At 67.0% G+C, this 15,913-nt stretch carries 15 protein-coding genes; 5 read left to right on the top strand and 10 right to left on the bottom strand.

Annotated elements, in window-relative coordinates:
- Nucleotides 1-213 precede the first annotated feature (213 nt).
- Complete coding sequence (locus tag EGH23_RS04155; protein ID WP_220578750.1) at nt 214-1,626, top strand: FAD-binding oxidoreductase; 1,413 nt, start codon at nt 214-216, stop codon at nt 1,624-1,626.
- 482 nt (nt 1,627-2,108) lie between these two features.
- On the opposite strand, the gene EGH23_RS04150 is transcribed toward EGH23_RS04155, so the two are convergent.
- The 4 genes from EGH23_RS04150 to EGH23_RS04135 all read right to left on the bottom strand — a co-directional run bounded on the left by EGH23_RS04150 (nt 2,109) and on the right by EGH23_RS04135 (nt 6,437).
- Nucleotides 2,109-2,738: a DUF7344 domain-containing protein gene (locus EGH23_RS04150; RefSeq protein ID WP_236044608.1), complete on the bottom strand. Its 630-nt coding sequence runs from the start codon at nt 2,736-2,738 to the stop codon at nt 2,109-2,111.
- 246 nt (nt 2,739-2,984) lie between these two features.
- Entirely contained in the window at nt 2,985-4,355 is a 1,371-nt protein-coding gene (locus EGH23_RS04145; protein WP_328765796.1) for a nucleotide sugar dehydrogenase, read from the bottom strand.
- Nucleotides 4,336-5,337: a Gfo/Idh/MocA family protein gene (locus tag EGH23_RS04140; protein ID WP_220578749.1), complete on the bottom strand. Its 1,002-nt coding sequence runs from the start codon at nt 5,335-5,337 to the stop codon at nt 4,336-4,338. The genes EGH23_RS04145 and EGH23_RS04140 overlap by 20 nt, the downstream gene beginning before the upstream one ends.
- On the bottom strand, nt 5,334-6,437 hold the full coding sequence (locus EGH23_RS04135) for a DegT/DnrJ/EryC1/StrS family aminotransferase (protein ID WP_220578748.1): 1,104 nt from the start codon (nt 6,435-6,437) through the stop codon (nt 5,334-5,336). Before EGH23_RS04135 ends, EGH23_RS04140 begins: the two co-directional genes overlap by 4 nt.
- Before the next feature lie 329 nt (nt 6,438-6,766).
- Here EGH23_RS04135 and EGH23_RS04130 point away from each other — a divergent pair, with 329 nt between their 5' ends.
- A complete protein-coding gene (locus EGH23_RS04130) occupies nt 6,767-7,300 on the top strand; it encodes a DUF7344 domain-containing protein (RefSeq protein ID WP_220578747.1) in 534 nt (177 codons plus the stop codon).
- A 131-nt stretch (nt 7,301-7,431) separates the two neighbouring features.
- Nucleotides 7,432-7,713: a winged helix-turn-helix domain-containing protein gene (locus tag EGH23_RS04125; RefSeq protein WP_220578746.1), complete on the top strand. Its 282-nt coding sequence runs from the start codon at nt 7,432-7,434 to the stop codon at nt 7,711-7,713.
- A gap of 4 nt (nt 7,714-7,717) precedes the next feature.
- Here EGH23_RS04125 and EGH23_RS04120 read toward each other — a convergent pair whose 3' ends face one another.
- The 3 genes from EGH23_RS04120 to EGH23_RS04110 all read right to left on the bottom strand — a co-directional run bounded on the left by EGH23_RS04120 (nt 7,718) and on the right by EGH23_RS04110 (nt 9,270).
- Entirely contained in the window at nt 7,718-7,861 is a 144-nt protein-coding gene (locus EGH23_RS04120; RefSeq protein WP_220578745.1) for a hypothetical protein, read from the bottom strand.
- 79 nt (nt 7,862-7,940) lie between these two features.
- Nucleotides 7,941-8,201, bottom strand: coding sequence for a HalOD1 output domain-containing protein (locus EGH23_RS04115; protein WP_220578744.1), 261 nt, complete (start codon nt 8,199-8,201; stop codon nt 7,941-7,943).
- 145 nt (nt 8,202-8,346) lie between these two features.
- A complete protein-coding gene (locus tag EGH23_RS04110) occupies nt 8,347-9,270 on the bottom strand; it encodes an NAD-dependent epimerase/dehydratase family protein (RefSeq protein WP_220578743.1) in 924 nt (307 codons plus the stop codon).
- A gap of 171 nt (nt 9,271-9,441) precedes the next feature.
- Between EGH23_RS04110 and EGH23_RS04105 the strand changes: the two genes are divergently transcribed.
- Both EGH23_RS04105 and EGH23_RS04100 read left to right on the top strand, forming a co-directional pair.
- The gene (locus EGH23_RS04105; protein ID WP_220578742.1) at nt 9,442-10,542 is read left to right on the top strand and encodes a DegT/DnrJ/EryC1/StrS family aminotransferase; all 1,101 of its coding nucleotides are present in this window, start codon (nt 9,442-9,444) and stop codon (nt 10,540-10,542) included.
- Entirely contained in the window at nt 10,539-11,543 is a 1,005-nt protein-coding gene (locus EGH23_RS04100; RefSeq protein WP_220578741.1) for a Gfo/Idh/MocA family protein, read from the top strand. The genes EGH23_RS04105 and EGH23_RS04100 overlap by 4 nt, the downstream gene beginning before the upstream one ends.
- A 73-nt stretch (nt 11,544-11,616) precedes the next feature.
- Here EGH23_RS04100 and EGH23_RS04095 read toward each other — a convergent pair whose 3' ends face one another.
- The 3 genes from EGH23_RS04095 to EGH23_RS04085 all read right to left on the bottom strand — a co-directional run bounded on the left by EGH23_RS04095 (nt 11,617) and on the right by EGH23_RS04085 (nt 15,905).
- On the bottom strand, nt 11,617-12,474 hold the full coding sequence (locus EGH23_RS04095; RefSeq protein ID WP_220578740.1) for a formyltransferase family protein: 858 nt from the start codon (nt 12,472-12,474) through the stop codon (nt 11,617-11,619).
- 93 nt (nt 12,475-12,567) lie between these two features.
- Nucleotides 12,568-14,037: a flippase gene (locus EGH23_RS04090; RefSeq protein WP_220578739.1), complete on the bottom strand. Its 1,470-nt coding sequence runs from the start codon at nt 14,035-14,037 to the stop codon at nt 12,568-12,570.
- Complete coding sequence (locus EGH23_RS04085) at nt 14,034-15,905, bottom strand: hypothetical protein (RefSeq protein ID WP_220578738.1); 1,872 nt, start codon at nt 15,903-15,905, stop codon at nt 14,034-14,036. The genes EGH23_RS04090 and EGH23_RS04085 overlap by 4 nt, the downstream gene beginning before the upstream one ends.
- Nucleotides 15,906-15,913: the final 8 nt, after the last annotated feature.

The raw sequence follows: 15,913 nt of genomic DNA, 5'->3' as shown, positions 1-15,913 counted from the left end.
TCTCCGTGCGGCGACGCGGAGCCGGTCATCGGTACCCGGGGCGGGGCCGACTGGCAGCGGGCCGCTCACAGAGTACGACCTCCCTATGCGCGCGACCGCCCTCGTTTCGGACGATGCCGCTCGCCCGAGGCGACCGCCCGAAGGTCGGCTTACCCGACTGCCGTCACCGATCCTCAGCGCATAACTACGCCGTCTGACAGCGTCTCTCTCCCCATGTCACAAGAACCCACAGACAGCCCGGCGGAGCTGCCGGACGCGCAGATCGCACCGCTTCGAGAGCGCGTGCGGGGCGAGCTCGTCACTCCGAGCCACCCCGAGTACGACGAGACCAGAGCCATCTGGAACGCGATGATAGATCGGCGACCGGCGCTCATCGTTCGCTGTACCGGGGCGGCCGACGTCGTCGCCTGCGTCGATTTCGCGCGGGAGAACGACCTCGAGATCGCCGTCCACGGCGGCGGCCACAACGTCGCGGGGAAGTCGGTCACGGAGGGCGGTCTGATGATCGACCTCTCGCCGATGAACGGCGTCCGCGTCGACCGAGCGGCTCGAACCGTTCGGGCGGGCGGCGGCGCGGAACTGGGCGACGTCGACCACGAGACGCAGGTGTTCGGCCTCGCGACGGCGCTCGGTGCCGTCTCGGAGACCGGCATCGCCGGCCTGACGCTCAACGGTGGCTACGGCCACCTCTCGCGGGAATACGGCCTCGCGGCAGACAATCTGGTGTCCGCGGACGTCGTAACCGCGGACGGCGAGGTGCTGACCGTCAGCGAGGACAGCCACGAGGACCTGTTCTGGGCCATCCGCGGCGGGGGCGGCAACTTCGGCGTCGTCACGTCCTTCGAGTACGAACTCCACGAGGTCGGTCCCGAGGTGTACGCCTTCTTCGCCTGGTTCCACGGCGACGACGCCGAGACCGTCTTCGACGGGTTCCGAGAGTGGGCCGACACCGCGCCCCGGGACGCCGGCGTGTTGCCGTTCCTCGGACACGTCCCGGAGCTCGACGAGTTCCCCGAACCGTCGTGGGGCGAACCGGCGGTGGCGATGCTCGGGTCGTTCCGGGGCGAGAGAGGCGACGCCGAGGACGTCTACGCCGCCCTGCGCGAGAGCGCGACCCCTATCGCCGACCTCAGCGGCCCGATGCCCTACGAGGCGCTCCAGTCGATGCTCGACGCGGACTACCCCGACGGCCTGCGCTACTACTGGAAGTCCGTCTTCCTCACCGAACTCACCGACGAGGTGGTGGACATCGCCGTCCGATACAACGAGTCGGCCCCGTCCGCCCTCTCGACGCTCGACGTCTGGCATCTCGGCGGTGCCGTCGCCGACGTCCCAGAGGACGCGACGGCGTTCTGGCACCGCGACAAGCCGTTCATGTTCAACGTCGAAGCCAACTGGGAGGACGCGAGCGACGACGACGCGAACGTCGAGTGGGCTCGCGACTGCTTCGACGAGATCGCGGCTCTCGACGTCGCATCCGGTCGATACGGGAACTTCCCCGGGTTCGCCGAGGACCCGACGACGATGCTGTACGGCGACAACTACGACCGACTGGCCGAGGTCAAGACGAAGTACGACCCGGAGAACGTCTTCCACCTGAACCAGAACGTCGAACCGCGGACGTAGAGAGAGGTCGTCCGGGAAGGCAGTGATTCACTCGAGGTCGTACTGCGGGAGTTAAACACTCTTTTCGCCGCTATACGATGACTTCAATGGGGATTTTAGCCAGGTGTAAGACAGCCCTACCGACGGACGGCGGCCCCTTTCGTTTGACGCTTGGTCGAGCGACGTGAACTATCTGAACGATGATGAACATTAGGGGAAGGAGTGAGGCGAATCCAGAAGGAGAGACGGCCGTCGTAATCTGACGCCCGGCTCCGGGACTTGCAGTAGAGCGGGACCAGGGACTCGACGCGTTCGATCGAGCAGTCGTCGTTCTCGACTCGACTGCCCCGCCACTCGCGTCGCGTGCGCCCGTCGATGAGAGACCGGGTCCTCACGCCACCCTCGCGGTCGGTGACGGTCGCCACAGCCGCCGCTCGTCCGTGGTCGCCGGCGGAAGTGAAGAAGCGGTGGAGATGATCGAGACAGCGCCGGTCGCGCCGCGGTCAGTTGTCGGTGCGGGACTCGGCCAGCCAGTGGCAGGCCGAACAGAATGTGAACGTCCCGACGACGAGACCGACGAGCGCCATCAACACGCCGCCCGTGAGCCCGGCCGCCGCCGAGAGGGTCACTACGGCGAGACCGATCCCCGAGATGGCGGCGTAGTAACGGTGCCAGCGGACGGCGGTCGCGTCGCTCGGCGTGTCGAGGTACTCCGTCAGGTAGTCGGCCGCGGGCGCGAGCGCGACGTGACCCCTGTCCTGGTTGAAGTCGACGACGCCCATGTCGTCCATCTTCGGGAGGTGACACTGATACAGCCCGACGTAGACGCGCTTTCGCTCGCTCGACGTCAGCGCGTCCGTGGTAGTGTCGTTCTCGATCGCGGCGACGTGTTCGGCCAGCTCTCCCAGCGAGACCCGTTCGTCCGGGTCCGCCTCGCGGAGATAGTGCAGCACTTCGCGGCGGCGGCTGTTCTTCAGGATCTCGAATATCAGGTCGAGCGAGAGCGAACTCTGCTCGGCCTCCTCCGCCTCGACGTCGGCCGGCGCTTCCTGTTCGGCCTCCACCGACTGACTGCGTTCGCGTCCTGACTCCTCGATGCTCGTTCCGGTGGTGGATTGGTCCTGTGTGCTCATGGATAACCCTCGACGGCGTGGTCTCGGACGGCGAATCGGAACCGCGTCGGGATAGTCTCGACCGCACCCCCGTGTGGTCTCGACCAGTAGTACCGTCCGAACCCAAGCGCGTGTCAAATCAGTCACGCGATTAGCACTTAATACTTTGTTATGGAAGTATTCTTACACATAAGGCGGGAACTACGAACCCGTTCGCCGCGTTCGTTACCGAGACATGTGTTAACAGGACAAAATCGAACGGCGCGCTCATCGCGTGCCGCTACCGACCGTGTAGACCGGCAGCGACTCCCCGTCGAGGACCGCCCGCGTATCGACCGCGACCGCGTCCTCGAACGCGCCGTAGTCGATGCGTTCGTACTCCTCGTGGGCCGTCACGAGGACGACGGCGTCGAAGCGCGCGGCGGCGTCCTCGATGCCGTCGTGGTCGAGCGGCGTCGCGTCGAACTCCGGGACGCCCGACACGTCCACGACCGGGTCGGTAGCCCAGACCGACGCGCCGAGTTTCGAGAGCCTATCCGCGATCGGGCGGGCCGGCGTCTTGCGCGTCTCGTCGACTCCGGCGCGGTAGGCGACGCCAAGTAGCAACACGTCCGCGTCCGCGACGTCGACGTCACGGTCGTCGAGGCACCTGACGACGGCGTTGGCGACGAACGTCGACATGGCGTCGTTGACGGACCTGCCGGTCTCGACGAGCGGCAGCTGGATGTCGACCTGCGAGGTGAGGAAGTGCGGGTACAGCGGGATGCAGTGGCCGCCGACGCCCGGTCCGGGGTCGTGAATCTCACAGAACGGCTGGGTGTTGGCCACCTCGATGGCCCGGTTGACGTCCACGTCCAGCAGGTCGGTCACGCGCGCGAGCTCGTTGGCGAGCGCGATGTTCACGTCGCGGTAGATCCCCTCGAACACCTTGACGCACTCGGCGGTGGTCGCGTCGCCGACGCGGATGACCTCGTTGCTCGTCACCTTCTCGTAAAGCAGGCCCGCGACGCGCTCGCTCTCGTCGTCGACGCCGCCGACGACCTTCGGGTAGGCACCGCGGATGTCCCGTAGCGCGCGGCCGCTCGCGGTCCGCTCCGGGCAGAACGCGACGCCGAACGACGACGGATCCAGCCCGCTTCGCTCCGCCAGACGCGGCGTGACCACGTCGCGCGTCGTCCCCGGCGGCACCGTCGACTCGACGACGACGAGATCGCCCGAGTCGAGACCCTCCCCGACGGCGTCGACGGCCGCGAGCAGCGCCGAGAGGTCGGGTTCGTTCGTCTCGTCCAGCAGCGTCGGGACGATGAGGACGTGCATCCGCGCCCCCTCGGCCGCCGCGGCGGGGTCGGCGCTCGCGGTCAGCGACCCGTCGGCCGCCGTCTCGGCGACGAGTTCGGAGAGCCCGGGTTCGCCGCCGACGGGGGACTCGCCCGCTTCGACCGCGTCCACCACCTCGGGGTCGATGTCGACGCCGGTGACGTTCCCCGTCACGTCGGCGAGGACGGCCGCGAGCGGCAGACCCATCTTCCCGAGCCCGTAGACGGCGACCGGAATCTCGCCGTCGACGAACGCCTCCTGGATCGCCAACCCGCCGGTCTCGGCGGCGTAGAGCGCCCCCTCAGGTCGTGCTGCCGTCACTGACGCTCACCTCCCTGTGTTCGAGCTCGTGAGCGGACGCGAGGTCGCTTATCTCGTTGGCTATCGAGAGCGCGCGGAGGCCGTCCTCGCCGGTGATGCGCGGGGTCGTCCCCTCGCGCACGCAGTCGACGAACGAGCGCAGTTCACGCTTGAGCGGTTCGTCGCTCTCGACGGCCGGGCGCTCAATGATGCTCTCCTGGCTGTACCTGACGTCGCCGTCTTTCGTGTGGTAGGACGGGTCCGAGTGGCGGTAGATGCGCATCGATTGGTCCATGAAGTCGACGTCGACGTGACACTCCCGGGCGGTCACCGAGAGGTCTCGTATCCGTTCCTGCGTGATGCGGCTGGCGGTCAGCGAACAGACGGTGCCGTCCGCGAACTCGATCTGCGCGTCGGCGTAGTCGCCGTTGCACGCGCCGAGAGCGCTGACGCCCGCCACGTCGTCGTCGAACAGCGAGCAGACGACGTCGATGTCGTGTATCATCAGGTCGATGACCACGTCGTCCTCGACGTCGCGCGAGACCGGCGGGCCGAGGCGGCGGGCCGAGGCGGCGATCGGTTCGACGTCGGCGAGGACGTCTTTGAGCACGTCTACGACCGGATTGAACCGCTCAACGTGACCGACCTGCAGCTGGACGCCGACGTCGTCGGCGTGGCGGATGAGCTCGCGGCCGTGCTGTGGGTTGCTGACGAAGGGCTTCTCGATGAGGACGGAGGTGCCCGCCTCGATGGCCTTCGAGGCGACGTGATAGTGAAACCGCGTCGGGACGGCGATGGAGACGAGGTCGACCACCTCCAAGAGGTCGTCCGCGTCCGCGACGCCGGTCCCGTACTCGGCGGCGACCTCGGCGGCCGCCGCGTCGTTCGCGTCGGCGACGCCGGCGAGTTCGACGCCGGGGAGTTCGTTGTACACGCGTGCGTGGTGCTTTCCCATGCTCCCGACGCCGACGACGCCGGCGGCGAGCGGATTTCTCGTGTTCATGCTTCGTACTCCGTGAGCGCGACTGTGATCCGCCGAACGTCGTCCGTCGAGAGCGACGGGTGGACCGGCAGCGAGAGGACCTCCTTCGCCGCGCGTTCGGCCGCCGGGAGCGACGCGTCGACGTTGTCGTAGGCCGGTTCCTCGTGTATGGGGGTCGGGTAGTACACCGCGGGACTGATGCCGTAGTCTCGGAGGTGGGACCGCAGCGCTTCGCGGTCGTCACATCGGACGGTGTACTGGTGGTAGGCGTGCCGACAGCCGTCGGGTTCGACCGGCCCGACGACGTCGGTTTCGGCCAGCGCGTCGTCGTACGCCGCGGCGTGCTCTCGCCGGGCGGCGACGTAGTCGTCGAGTTTCCCCAACTGCACGCGCCCGACGGCCGCACAGATGTCCGTCATCCGGAAGTTGTGGCCGACGACGGCGTGGTTTCCCTCGCCGTCGCGACCGTGGTCGATGTAGCTCCGCAGCCGGTCGGCGAGCGCGTCGTCGTCGGTGACGACCATCCCGCCCTCGCCCGTCGTCATGTTCTTCGTCGGGTAGAAGCTGAAGCAGGCGACGTCGCCGAGACTGCCGACGGGGCGGCCCCGATACGCCGCGCCGTGGGCCTGTGCGGCGTCCTCGACGAGGGCGGCGTCGTATCGGTCGGCGATCTCGCGCAACTCCGCCATCGGGGCGGGACAGCCGTAGAGGTGGACGGCGAGGATGGCGTCGATGTCTCCGTGTGCTTCGGCGGTCGCCTCGACCGCCTCGGGGTCCAGGTTGTACGTCGTCGGGTCGATATCGGCGAAGACCGGCGTCGCGCCGACGTGACGCACGGCGTTGGCCGTGGCGACGAACGAGAACGGGGTCGTGAGGACGGTGTCGTCCGCGCCGAGCTCCAGCGCTTCGAGGGCGGCGTGGAGAGCGGTCGTTCCGTTGCTGGTCGGAACGCCGTGTGCAACTGTGCAGTAATCCGCGAATTCCTCGCCGAACGCGGCCACCTCGTCGCCGCCGCTGAGGTGGCCGGAGCGCAGTACATCGTGGATACGACGTAGCTCCGTCTCACCGACGTCCGGCGATGCGATGGCGATGTCGGGTTCGAGCGGTCGGGTATCGCTCATCCCGTCTCACCACCGTGCGGGGAGTCGGGCCGACGCTGTCCCGTCGGCGTCAGTTGTGCAACTATCACGGTTTGGGGCAAGCAAAGTATAGCCATTGTTATGGGCGTCCTGTGTCTCGAAGGCGTAGATTTCGCCCTCCCCGGGGGGTACTTGCGCCGTCGTCGGAACGTTCCTTCAACTACGTTGGTATTGTGTCGTTTCCCCCGGGATACCGTCTCGCGCCCGACGGATATGTAATACGTAACAAAGGGTGGCCCATGTGATTGTCACTCAACAGTGGCTTCAGGACACGGACACCTCCGCACACGTCGACGCGTCCGGAGGGGACGATGACAGCGCCGGTCGCCCGAGATACGGTGTTCGAGGTGTTGAGTAACAACCGGCGGCGGTTCATCATCTCGACGCTCCGGCAGCGCGACGAACCCGTGGAACTGACCACGCTCGCCAGAGAGATCGGGGGGCACGAGGCGAACATCGACCCGTCGGCGGTCGATTCGGCCGAGCAGAAGCGAGTCTACGTCTCGCTGTACCAGACGCACATCCCGAAACTGGAGAGCGCCGGCTTCGTCCGGTACGACGAGGAGACGCGCACCGTCGCCGCGACGCCGTCCGTCACCGAAGTCGACCGGTACCTCGGTCCGGTGCAGTCGGCGCTCCCGTGGTCGCGACTCAACGGCGCGCTCTCGCTGGTCGTCGGCGGACTGTTTCTCGGGACGCTGTTCGAGATCTCAGTACTGACCGGCGTGTCTCCGCTGTTGCTGGCGAGTGCGATCGTCGTCGTGTTGCTCGTCGTCGCCGCGGCACAGCTCGTCGATTACCGGCGGTGTCAGCGCGCCCGCCCGCTCGAACTCAGAGATCCGTGAAACTGCAACGATGCTCCACACTAAAACCTCAAGACGGCATATCGATCAACGACCGAAATGGTTATCGACAGTCCTCGGCAAGCAACAGACGCGCCCTCGCCATGCGGCGGGGCCCCGCAGCAGGTGGACAGATGAGTGATTCAGACCCGTGGGACGACGTCAGCTACGTCATCAGCTCGCGCTATCGCGTCGAGACGCTCAAACGACTCGCCGAGGGACCGGCCACCCCCTCGCTCATCGCCGACGAGACCGGGTTGAGCATCGCGCACGTCTCGCGCGCCTTACAGGAGCTCAAAGAGGGAGACCTCGTCACGTTACTCGTCTCGGAGGACCGGCGAAAGGGGCGCGTCTACGGGATCACCGATTCGGGACAGGAAGTCTGGAACACCATCGAAGCGGAGAACATGCTGTAGAGCGCTATTCGGCCGTCGACGCGTCGTCCGGTTCGTGCTCGTCGAGTGCCCCTTCTGGGAGGAGTTGTTCCGGCCGTCTGCGGTGTTTCGGAGTCTGTGCGAACTCCGTGATGCGTCGCCACTCGTCCGACGTAAGGTGACCACTCATACAACCCTGTAGTGAGGAGTCGATACTCTTCGTAATTTGTGGGTTACGGCGAGAAATGTCCGCCTAGCGGACACGTGGGCTACTCGCGAGCGACGGTGACTTCCGACGACGAGACGGTGACCGAGTGGCCTTCGTGCGTGAAGGCGAGTTCGAAATCCGCGTCGCTCTCTCGGAAGAACGCGTTCAGCGCGTCGGTGTTTATCGATTCGGACAGCGGCGCGATCTCCATCGGATCCTCGTCTCGGACCGCCGCGAGCTCGAGTGCAACGACCGTCGCTACTGACCGCTCCGGCCCGATAGACCGACTGCTTGTGGCCCCCTCTCCCATGCAAATCTCCATACGAAACCACTTCCGGAGCGAGGGTATATATTTTTCGAAACCGTGGTAAACTCAATCATCGATCCTCGTATCGTCGGTACGACCGGATTACCGTCGACCGAACGATGGAAGCGGGAACCGACGAGCGATCTAACGCGTCGACGGCTCAGTCCTCGGCGAGCGTCAACGCGAGCCCCTCGCGGAGCCCCACGTCGGCTTCGAACCCGAGTCGGTCGCTGGCGACGGTCACGTCCGCCTCGCTTCGCTCGATATCGCCCTCGCGGGGCGGGACGTGTTCGATGGGGACGTCGGCACCCACCACGTCCCGGACGGTCTCGGCGAGGTGGTTGATACTGACGCTCTCGCCGGTGCCGACGTTGAACGGGCGGCCGGTCGCGTCGGTGGTCGCCGCCCGCAGGTTCGCCCGGACCACGTCGCCGACGTAGACGAAGTCGCGGGTCTGCTCGCCGTCGCCCTCGACCGTCAGCGGCTCGCCGGCCTGTGCCTGCCGGACGAACGTCCCGATGACGCCGGCGTACTCCCCGTCGAGGCCGCGCGGCCCGTAGACGTTGAAGTACCGGAGCGGCACGGTCGGCAGGCCGTACGTCTCCGCGTAGAACCTCGCGTACTGCTCGTTCGAGCGCTTCTCGAAGCCGTACGGCGAGGCGGGCGACAGCGCGTCGCCCTCCTCGACGGGGACCTTCTCCGGCGTCCCGTAGACGGCGGCGCTGGACGCGAGGACGACCCGGGCGTCGTGCCGGCGCGCGCAGTCGAGGACGCCGACCGTCGCCCCGCCGTTCAGCCGGTGGCAGTCCACCGGCCGCTCGACTGACTCGGGCACGCTGACCATCGCCGCCTCGTGGAAGACGACGTCGACGCCCGCCATCGCCTCGTCGACGACGGACTCGTCTCTGACGTCGCCCTCGACGACCGTGACGTCCTCGGGGAGGTGGTCCCGCGCGCCCGTCGAGAAGTCGTCCAGGACGGTCACGTCGTTCGTCGGTGCGAGCGCGGCGACGAGGTGGCTCCCGACGAACCCCGCGCCGCCGGTGACGAGCACTCGCCGGTCGCTGACTGACTCCAGTGCCATCTTCTCGGGTCCCACTCCCCTTCGGCGGTAAGTTATGCGGTGGCGAACCCGCCGTTGGGACCGCCTACGACACGAGAGCCGCTCTCCCCGCCGCCAGCCGGTGAGTCGAGAACCGTGCGTGCGCGCGAACGCGGAGTATAACAATGGGTATCTCTCGACAACCCGAGTCCGATGACGGAGCAAGTCCCGTTCACAGACGTCTACGTCGACGACGCCATCGTCGAGAGGGTGGTGGAGACGATCGAATCGCGGCGATACGTCAAAGGACCGCGCGTCGAGGAACTCGAAGCGCAGTTCGCGGACACCTGCGGCGTCGACCACGCGGTCGGCGTCAGCAGCGGTACCGCCGCGCTGTACCTGACTATGAAAGCCGCCGGCATCGGCCCCGGCGACGACGTGCTGGTGCCCGCCCACACGTTCTTCGCGACGGTCAGCCCCGTCGTCGAACTGGGTGCGAACCCGGTCTTCGTCGACGTCGACCCGCAGACGTACACCATGAGCGGGACCGACCTCGCCGAGAAGGCCGAGGACGCAGAGAACCCCGAAGCCGCCGTCCCGGTCCACCTCTACGGCCAACCGGCGGCGATGGACGCGATTCACGGCGTCGCCGACGCGCACGACCTGACGGTTATCGAAGACTCCTGTCAGGCTCACGGCGCGACTTACCGCGGGGACCCCACGGGGAGTCTCGGCGACGCGGGGTGTTTCAGCTTCTACCCGTCGAAGAACATGACCGTCGCCGGGGACGGCGGCATCCTGGTCACGGACGACGCGGACCTCGCGCGCGCGGCCCGCGAGCTGCGCAACCACGGTCGCGACGGCGATGGCAATCACGTCCGAATCGGCCTGAACCACCGCATGAACGAGACGAGCGCCGCCGCCGGCATCGAACAGCTCTCGCACTTAGCCGACTGGAACGCGGAGCGGGCGGCCGCCGCGGAGCGTTACGACGAGCGACTGGCCGACGTCGACGCCGTCGAACTGCCGGTGCGGATGGACGACGCGACTCACGTCTATCACCTGTACGTCGTGCAGGTCCCCGACCGGGAGGGTCTGCGCGCGCACCTCGACGAGCAGGGGATCCAGACCGGCGTCCACTACGACCCGCCGGTCCACCGGACGCCGGCGATGCGGGAGGCGCTGGACGAGATCCCCTCGCTGCCCGTGACCGAGGAACTCAGCGAGCGCATCGTCTCGCTCCCGATGCACCCCCGCATCACCGGCGAGGAGATCGACCGCGTCGCCGCCGAGATACGGGGGTACTACGAATGAGGTACGGCGTCGTCGGCACGGGCTACTGGGGGAAGAACCACGTCAGGGTCGCCAAGGAACTGCTTGACGACGGGCGACTGGACGAAGTGGTCATCTGCGACGTCGACGAGAGCCGCGTCGAGTCGCTGGCCGACACCTACGACCTGCCGTACGTCACCGACGTCGACGACTTAGACGTCGACGCCGCGACGGTGGCGACGCCCTCGACGACCCACCCGGCCATCGGCGACGCGATGCTGAACCGCGGCATCGACCTCCTCGTCGAGAAGCCGCTGGCGCTGACCAGCGAGGAGGCGTGGGAACTCGTCACGACGGCCGAGGACAACGACTGCACGCTCGGCGTGGGTCACATCTTCCGCTACCACCCGGCGCTGCGGGCGCTGAAACGCCGCATCGACCGCGGCGAGCTCGGGCGCATCAAGTACCTCCAGACCCGCCGCTTCTCGTTCCGCGTCCCGCGGACGACGACGGGCGTGGTCTACTCGCTGGCCGTCCACGACGTGGACATCTACGACTACTTACTCGACAGCCGGCCCGACACCGTCCACGGGCAACTAGACTCGTTCGTCCGCGAGGGGATCACCGAGACGGCGACGATAACGCTGGGCTACGGCGACACCACCGGCGTCGTCAACTCCTCGTGGCAGATCCCGGTGTTCGATAAGACCCGCGACCTCGTCGTCGTCGGGTCGAACCGCTCGGCGTACATCGACTACTTGGAGAACACGAAACTCGAACTGTTCGACGCCGAGGTGTTCTCGGACCCGCACGACGGGCTGAACTCCCGCAATGACGGCTCCATCACTCACACGGCCGAGGAGCGCGAACCGCTGAAGTTCGAGGTCGAGTCGTTCGTCGAGGCCAGCGAGAACGGGACTCAGCCGCCCGCGAGCGGCGCGGTCGGAGCCCGCGCCGTCGAGACGCTGGAACGCGTCGAGCGCTCGGACGCGGAGGACATCGTCGTGGACGTCGAACAGCCGCCGATGGTGCAACAGCCCTGACGCGGCGCTCTTCGGTATCGTTCGAACGAAGCTGATTCTGCTTTGCCACTCGGTTCTTGGAGCGCTCGCGCCGTCAGTCCTGTGCGAGCGGCGTCGACTCCTCGGGCGCGTCGACCTCGAAGTCAGGGACCGGCGCGTCCTCGAAGAGGTCCTCGTAGGACGTGGCGGTCAACTGGACGCGGTGACCGCCGAGTGTCGTGTAGGCGGGCTGGAACGGCGGGAAGTCGAGCGCGCGGATCTTGTCGTACACTTCGAGCTGCGTGGCCTCGTCGGTCGCCGCCAGTCGCTCGGTCGGGATCTCCTTCTCGCCGTCGAGGCTCTGCTTGGTGTAGAAGTACCGCTCGCCGTCGAACTCAGACTGTGGGGTCGCCAGCTCGCGGACGCGCTTCTCCCGCATCGTCGGGAGCTGTTCGCGGAACAGTTCGACGGACTTCTCGGTGACGCGGTCGTACAGCGTGCGGGCGGTATCGCTCTCGCGGATGGGGACGAACGCGCGGGCGACGACGTCGCCGGCGTCGACCTCCGGAGCCATGACGTGGAACGTGGTGCCGTACTGCCAGTGGTCGTCTTCGCGGGCGTTCAGGATGGCGTGACTGAAGACGTTGCTCCCGCGGTAGCGCGGCAGTTCCGCCTGGTGGAGGTTCAGCGGCGCGACGTTCGGGTGGTCGAGCAGTTCCTCGCCGAGGATGTTCGGGTAGTAGACCGAGAGCAGGTAGTCGATGTCGAGGTCGAGCACGTCCCGCTCGTCCTCGCGCGTGACGACGGCGTGCCCGAGTGACTCGGCGGTGTCGTACAGGCAGCCGTCCCACCACGTCTCCTCGTCGGGACCGTAGGTGACGACCAGTTCCACGTCGAAGGCGTCGTCGTCGGTGAGCAGTTCGAGGCATCGTTCGCCGAGGGGGTGGCTCCCCATGAACGCGACTGATGGCATGGCCGGTTCTAGTCGCAAGGCCGGTGTAGTTATAGAGTCCCTGTGGCGACAGTCGTCGCCGATCGCGCCGACCGCCCATTCAGCTCTCGGCTCTCAGCTCATGAAGGCGAGGACGGCGCGGGGCTTGAGCAGGCCGCTGGCGACGGAGAGTCCGGCCCAGACGCCGCCGCCGACGACGATGGCCCCCGCGAGCGTGAGGAGGCCGGAGACGTGGGGCATCACCGTCATCACGGCCCCGGCCATGACGGCGGCGATGGCGAGGACGCGCGCGAGGTGACTGCCGATCGCCGTCGCCTCGAAGGGGAGCTCGCGGTGGATGTAGTAGACGTTGACCAGCGTGTACGCGGAGTACGTTATCACCGTCGCGATCCCGGCCCCGAGCGCGCCGAGCGGCGGGATGAGGAGGATGTTCAGGCCGACGTTACAGGCGGCGCTGACGCCCCTGGCGATGGCGCGGACGCGGGCCAGTCCGAGGTAGTCGAGGGCGGAACCGGTAATCTTGTGGACCGCCCGAACGACGACGAAGAGACCGTAGAGTCGGATCAGCGGCACCGCGCCGAGGTAGTCGGAACCGACGACGTACCGGACGGTCGGTTCGGCGACGACGGCGAGGCCGAACGCCGCGGGCACGTACAGCAGGAGGACGTTCCGGAGCGACGTGGCGTAGATGTCGCCCGCTCGATCGCGGTTCTCGGCGGCGGACTGTTCGCCCAGCGTGGGCGTGATAGTGAATCCGAGCGACTGCGCGGGGGCGATACAGAGATCGGCTATCTGGCGGGCGAGCGTGTAGAAGCCCACGGCTGCCGGCGTCGCGAGCACGCCGACGAGGACGGTGTCCATCTTGCTGTCGACGACGACGCTCGCTCGCGTCGCCGCCGTCGGGACGCTGTACCGGAGCAGCCGGCTTCTGAGGTCGGGTTCTATCGACCCGTCGGTCGGCAGCGTCCGGTAGAACCGGACGTACAGGAGACCGAGTCCGACGACGACGGTGACGAAGAAGCCGACGACGTAGCCGGTCATCGCCCCGGCGATGCCGTGACCAAGCGCGACCAGTCCGGCGGCGGTCAGCAACCGCACGACGCTGTTGATGCTGGTCAAAACGGCGCTGTAGGTGACACGGTTGAACGCTTGAAAGGCCGACTTCAGGTAGCCGAAGAGCGAGCGACCGACGACGTAGAAGCCGCCGATGGCCAGCAGCGGCGCGGCCTCCGGTCGCCCGAGCAACGACGCGATGAGGTCGCTGGCCAGCGTGAAGACCAGTGCGACGGCGACGGCGATACCCGTGATGACGGCGAGCGACGATCGGAGTATGTAGCGGACCTGTGTCGCGTCCCGCTCCACGTACTCGTTGACGTAGCGGGCCGTCGCCTTCGGGACGCCGAGCGTCCCGAACAGCTCCGCGACGCCGACGACAGAGATGGCGAAGTAGAGCAGGCCGTACTGGGCGGGGTCGAGGAGGTAGCGCGTCAGAACGAGCAGGAGCGCCCCGTTCGCGAGCGCGTGAACGACGCGCGCCGCGAGTGTCGCCTTGAACCCCGTGGCGATGCGCTCCTGGATGCTCATCGAAGGCAGTCCTCACCTCTGACGAAGTAGAGGCGGTAGTCGCCGTTCGACTGGACGCGGTAGACGTCGGGGTTCTGCCGGAAGTTCCGGAAGTCCTCCGCGGAGTAGCGGAACCCGTCGTACAGCCCGACCTCCTTCTCGTAGTCGCGCGAGGTCAGCGGAACGTACCGGCAGTGGGAGTAGTGACTCGTCGTGTTCGTTCCGAAGACGGCGAAGGGTATCTTGTCCTCCTTGCCGGGGAAGTGCTCGCCGGACGGCGTGTAGTCGGAGTAGGTCGTCCCGTAGTAGGCGTCGACGTAGCGGCGCGGCCCGCCGCGCGGGCCGGCGAACCACACCGACGGGTCGCGGTTCTCGAAGGTGGTGACGTGGCCCTCCATGTACGTCTCGGGGACGTGGTCGGAGGTCTTGTACATGTGCGGCGACTGGTGGAGAATCAGCGCCTGCGGGATCAACAGCAGGACCAGCACCACCGCGACGGCGGCCCGCCAGTTGTCCGAAGAGAAGGAGAGGCCGAACGGGATGCCGTCGGAGACCGCCACTGCCGTCAGGACGGTCACGAACACCATCATGAATCCGAGATAGCGGAACGGCTGGCGGGTGACGCTCGTGACGAAGAAGATACCGAACAGCATGAACACGGGAACGAACCCGAAGGTGACGTACCGCAACAGCGCGTTGCGGTCGGGATAGCGGTCGTCGAGTCGACCGGAGAGCGCCGCCAGCATCACCAGACCGGCGACCAGCGAGAGGACGGCGCTGACGAGGAATATCTTGGCGAAGAGGACGCCGATACCGCTGCCGATCGCGTCGAGCGAGCTCGCGGAGGTGGATATCTCGTCGGCCGGGTTCGCCCCGTATAACAGGCCGCTGACGACGGTTCCCATCGTCCCCGTGGCCCGGTCGAACCGAGGCGTCCACAGCGCGAAGAACAGCCCGACGACGACGGCCTGGGGCGCGAGCGAGCGATGGCTCGTGTACCGCGTCCCCGCCCGGTCGTAGATGGTGGAGAGCGACGCTCGATTCCTGCGCTCGTCCCATATCTCGTAGAGACCGGCGAGCACCTGCAACCCGAACCCGGCGGCGATGACGAACAGCACGTTCGACCCGGACTGCGGGTGAATGAGGATGGCGCTGATGCCGGCGAACATCAATAGGAGACCGAGCGGGGTCAGGACGCGCCGGCCGGCGACGGAGAACAGCGAACTGTCGTCGCCGAGGTATCGGAGCACGAGGTACAGCGCGAAGGGCGTGAAGAAGATGGCGGCGCTCGTCGGGTAGGGGAAGATGTAGGTGTGGATGTTGTTGATGGGCAGGAACAGGAGCGCGAAGAAGACGCCGACGGCGAGCGCGTTCGACCGGGCGGCGAGCCGTGCCACGCACAGGCCCGTGAACAGGATGTACAGCGCGATGAAGAACACCATCACGAGCTGGAGCGTCCGGCGCGGTTCGAGCCCCGTTACCGAGGTCAACACGACGGCGGTGCTGTGGATGCCCGGATAGAGGAAGTTCACGGGGTTCATCGTCCCCTCGGCGATCATCCGCGTCCAGCCGAGATAGGAGAGGGCGTCGCCGAGACCGTAGTAGTAGTAGTCCCGTATCGTCGGGAGCGCCGCCATCGAGATGCCGACGAGCGTCCCCAGCAGGAGCGCGAGGCGGTTTCGGAGCGTTCCCGTCGGCGCGTTCAGGCCGACGAGGACGGCGGCGACGAACGCGACGGCGACGCCCGCCCAGAACGCGATCGGCGTCGCTCTGTATATCGATATCTCGTACCCGGTCGGCTGTTTCTGTGCGGCGAACCACACGCCGATCGTGTAGGCGAGGAAGCCGACGAGGAGGACGGCGACGTGACGGCGTCTATTCGGTGACATTTCGGCTA

It is taken from the genome of Haloarcula nitratireducens, from assembly GCF_019599505.1.
Note: the sequence above shows the minus strand (reverse complement) of the source record. Positions and strands in the feature narration are given on the sequence as shown.

What these genes read in the sequence shown, in the direction of transcription:
- EGH23_RS04085 (WP_220578738.1), bottom strand. Translation starts at nt 15,905, where the DNA reads ATGTCACCGAATAGACGCCGTCACGTCGCCGTCCTCCTCGTCGGCTTC.
- EGH23_RS04115 (WP_220578744.1), bottom strand. Translation starts at nt 8,201, where the DNA reads ATGGAGATTTGCATGGGAGAGGGGGCCACAAGCAGTCGGTCTATCGGG.
- EGH23_RS04155 (WP_220578750.1), top strand. Translation starts at nt 214, where the DNA reads ATGTCACAAGAACCCACAGACAGCCCGGCGGAGCTGCCGGACGCGCAG.
- EGH23_RS04100 (WP_220578741.1), top strand. Translation starts at nt 10,539, where the DNA reads ATGAGGTACGGCGTCGTCGGCACGGGCTACTGGGGGAAGAACCACGTC.
- EGH23_RS04105 (WP_220578742.1), top strand. Translation starts at nt 9,442, where the DNA reads ATGACGGAGCAAGTCCCGTTCACAGACGTCTACGTCGACGACGCCATC.
- EGH23_RS04140 (WP_220578749.1), bottom strand. Translation starts at nt 5,337, where the DNA reads ATGAACACGAGAAATCCGCTCGCCGCCGGCGTCGTCGGCGTCGGGAGC.
- EGH23_RS04090 (WP_220578739.1), bottom strand. Translation starts at nt 14,037, where the DNA reads ATGAGCATCCAGGAGCGCATCGCCACGGGGTTCAAGGCGACACTCGCG.
- EGH23_RS04150 (WP_236044608.1), bottom strand. Translation starts at nt 2,738, where the DNA reads ATGAGCACACAGGACCAATCCACCACCGGAACGAGCATCGAGGAGTCA.
- EGH23_RS04120 (WP_220578745.1), bottom strand. Translation starts at nt 7,861, where the DNA reads ATGAGTGGTCACCTTACGTCGGACGAGTGGCGACGCATCACGGAGTTC.
- EGH23_RS04135 (WP_220578748.1), bottom strand. Translation starts at nt 6,437, where the DNA reads ATGAGCGATACCCGACCGCTCGAACCCGACATCGCCATCGCATCGCCG.
- EGH23_RS04130 (WP_220578747.1), top strand. Translation starts at nt 6,767, where the DNA reads ATGACAGCGCCGGTCGCCCGAGATACGGTGTTCGAGGTGTTGAGTAAC.
- EGH23_RS04110 (WP_220578743.1), bottom strand. Translation starts at nt 9,270, where the DNA reads ATGGCACTGGAGTCAGTCAGCGACCGGCGAGTGCTCGTCACCGGCGGC.
- EGH23_RS04095 (WP_220578740.1), bottom strand. Translation starts at nt 12,474, where the DNA reads ATGCCATCAGTCGCGTTCATGGGGAGCCACCCCCTCGGCGAACGATGC.
- EGH23_RS04125 (WP_220578746.1), top strand. Translation starts at nt 7,432, where the DNA reads ATGAGTGATTCAGACCCGTGGGACGACGTCAGCTACGTCATCAGCTCG.